The sequence below is a fragment of the uncultured Tissierella sp. genome, from assembly GCF_902479755.1.
Classification (GTDB): domain Bacteria; phylum Bacillota; class Clostridia; order Tissierellales; family Tissierellaceae; genus Tissierella; species Tissierella carlieri.
This window is the reverse complement of record NZ_CABSQO010000085.1, coordinates 1-2,975: the sequence shown is the minus strand read 5'-3', so window position 1 is coordinate 2,975 and position 2,975 is coordinate 1. Positions and strand designations below refer to the sequence as shown.

2 protein-coding genes are annotated in these 2,975 nt (G+C 26.8%); both read right to left on the bottom strand.

The window, feature by feature from the left end; translation table 11 throughout:
- Positions 1-831: 831 nt before the first annotated feature.
- Positions 832-1,884 (bottom strand): copper amine oxidase N-terminal domain-containing protein, encoded by a 1,053-nt coding sequence (locus RDK80_RS20045; RefSeq protein ID WP_308525322.1) that lies wholly within the window; start codon positions 1,882-1,884, stop codon positions 832-834.
- Between the two features lie 66 nt (positions 1,885-1,950).
- Positions 1,951-2,913 carry a hypothetical protein gene (locus RDK80_RS20040; RefSeq protein WP_308525321.1) on the bottom strand — a complete coding sequence of 321 codons (963 nt, stop codon included), beginning with the start codon at positions 2,911-2,913 and terminating at the stop codon, positions 1,951-1,953.
- Positions 2,914-2,975: the final 62 nt, after the last annotated feature.

Below are 2,975 nucleotides of genomic sequence, written 5' to 3'. Positions count from 1 at the left end.
TATAAAGTATGTATATTAAAAATATTTATATTTAACTATATTTATTTCTTCAAAAACATCCTCAAAAAAATATATACATTATATACAACTCATATATACATAGTTAAGAACAAAAAAATACACTAAAAAGTGTATTTAAATTATTTTTAAAAAGGAATCAGCTCTTCATCTTTAATATAACAATATTTCTTAAACCCGTTTTTTTATTTACTCTTACGATATAGTCCTCTTTATTATTTAAGTAGTAGATTATTCCTTTAGTTTTCATAATTTTATTACCCCCCTTTATAATTTTTGTACTATATCTTACTTAAAGGGTTGGTAATTATAATAAAAAACTGGTCTATGAAATTAAATAAACTTGCCGAGATTTGAACCCATTCTTTTCAAACTCTGTATTACAAATTATCTTTTTAAAATTTTTATCTTTTATCTTAACAGGAACACCATTTTGTGTTAATACTCTTTACATACAAGAATTCCCTTTCGCTACTAGAAAGTGAATTTAGTTCTTTTCCTGTAGCAACATTATTCTTGAACTTCTTTACAAAATATAATGTTTTGTTTGTAATTGGTGGGGTGCTACAATACAGTGGCATAATTTCGCTTGTTAATAAGATATGACCTATTTTCTCCCTACCAGCTTTCCTTTTTTAAAAAAGGTTCTTTAAAATAATTACTTCCTCCCTTTTAATCTTGTTTCTAAATTATAAGAGATTTTAAGTATTTTAAAACTAAATAAAGTGAAAAATAGAAAAAAGAACCTCTTTTTCAAGAAGTTCTTTTTAGTACAATTGCCATACTCGCCTCATTTAGTTTGAAAAATAAATTTTATTCATATAGAAATTGATATTTTCCAAGAGCTACCTTTCCTGTTCTCAAGTCTGCTCTATACTGTTCTGATGTTTTTCCATTGTAACTTACTCTGCCTGAGAATACTATATTCTCAACTTTTGACATATCAATTTCAAAAATAACTTCACTATATCCGTCATCTCTAATAGTCGTAAATACGTTTTGTAGATTATTAGTTGAATAAATATCTAAATATGCACCATATCCACTGCCTTCTTTCATAGCTAACTCAATTGAAGCATTATACTTCAATCCGTCTCCAGTTGGCATTTCTGGTTGATAAAATGTTAATTTAACAGAGTCTTTACTTTCTGTTAATTTTATTGATTTATGGAATAGTTCTAACAATTCAAATGCTTTTTCATCATTAACCTCTCCATATTTATTTCTATCTGTATCAAGATTAATGCTAACTGTTCCACTTTCACCTTTAATCTTATACACATTACCATCTTTACTTGGAGCACCATCATCTGTACTTGGTTGATTTGTCATACCTTCTTTAAAGATATTTGTCATATGATTATGTCCATTTGATGCCTTTGGACCATCATACTTTACTTCATAACCTAAAGCCTCTACTACAAATCTTAATGGCACATAAGTTCTACCATCTTTTAAAATAGCCTTAGTATCCATTTCAATTATTCCACTTGGGTTGTTTTCACTACCTGGACCATAAGCTATATTTTTTTCAACTGTAATAAATACACTCTTATCTATATTTGCTGTTTGAGTCTTGTTATCCCATTCAACTTTATGTCCTAAACTTTCGGAAATTATCCTTAGTGGTATCATTGTTCTATTTTGAGTATCAATGAAAGGATGTCCATATTCCTCTGGAATTTTTAATTCTACTCCATTTATTTTAATTTTTACATTTGTAACTTCTTGTTCTTTTATAGTACTAACCATTGCTACCGTATTTTCTTCTATAACATTAGCATTTACTCCACCACTTGCACATGCAGTTGTTGTTGATAACAAAAGAAATAATATTGTGAAGATAATCGTAGTTCTTTTCCTCATTTCCCATTCCCCCTCTGTGTTTTGTGTACGTACATTATACTATCTTTAGTACATTTTTCCAATACCTTAGAGCTCTAAACTATTATAGAAATTTATCTTTTCTATAAGCTCTTTCTCCTCTTTTTCATAATTTATAGAGCCCTCACTGCTTCTCTTCCTAATTTCTTCCTCTGTCAATAGTTTATTATCCACATATGGATCTTCAATTGTTGTCTGTTTTGTTAGTTCTTCTATTATTTTATCTGTAATATCTTGTTCTTTAGTAGCTTCAACTTTGATAGTATGTCCATCTTTTTCTAACTCTATTTCTTGAAATACTTTTAGTATTATTTTTTCTTCTGCTTTTATAAGTCTATCTAAGTCAAAAAAATCTGGATTTGATTTTATAATCTCTTTTATATTAATATCTACATTTACGTTATTTAAATTCTCCTTTATTTCTTTGTCCAATAGCTCTACTACCTTTAATTTATCTTCTTCCTTACTAAAATCAAAATCTTTAATTATTGTATCTAGTTTATTTACATCAAATAAAGGATCAGATTTAACAAAATTATCTACAGAGATTGAATTTAGAGTTTCTTTTTTGAATTTATCAGAATTAAAATATTTCATAACTATTGTGTCATCTAATTTTTCAATAACTACTTTCCAATTTTCTTTAACTTTTTCTTCAATTTTTTCTTTTAGATATTCATCTTCAATAAAATAATCAAAGTCCTTTACCCTTCTTATAACAGAGTAAGGTGATTTATTTACCCTAACACTATGTAAATATTCTTCTTTTAAATTATCATATAAAATTTCTTCCTCTAGGTCTTGTTGTTCTAAGTAAAGATAAGAAAATAAGTCTTCTTCGTTGATCTTGACTTTCTGAAGAATATTATTTTTAAATCTAATTGGTTTTTCATTCTCATCTAACTCTACACCATTATTATTTTCTAATTGCTGTAATAAATAAATTCTTCTTAAATCATTTTTGTTGAAAGAAACATAATTATCTGAATCACCTATCTTATACATTTCCATTTTTATCTCCTCCTCGTATAATATAGTTACAGTTTAATAACTGTATCTCTTTTCTATCTCAC

Coding starts and splice junctions, on each gene's coding strand:
- RDK80_RS20040 (WP_308525321.1), bottom strand. CDS start 2,913: ATGGAAATGTATAAGATAGGTGATTCAGATAATTATGTTTCTTTCAAC.
- RDK80_RS20045 (WP_308525322.1), bottom strand. CDS start 1,884: ATGAGGAAAAGAACTACGATTATCTTCACAATATTATTTCTTTTGTTA.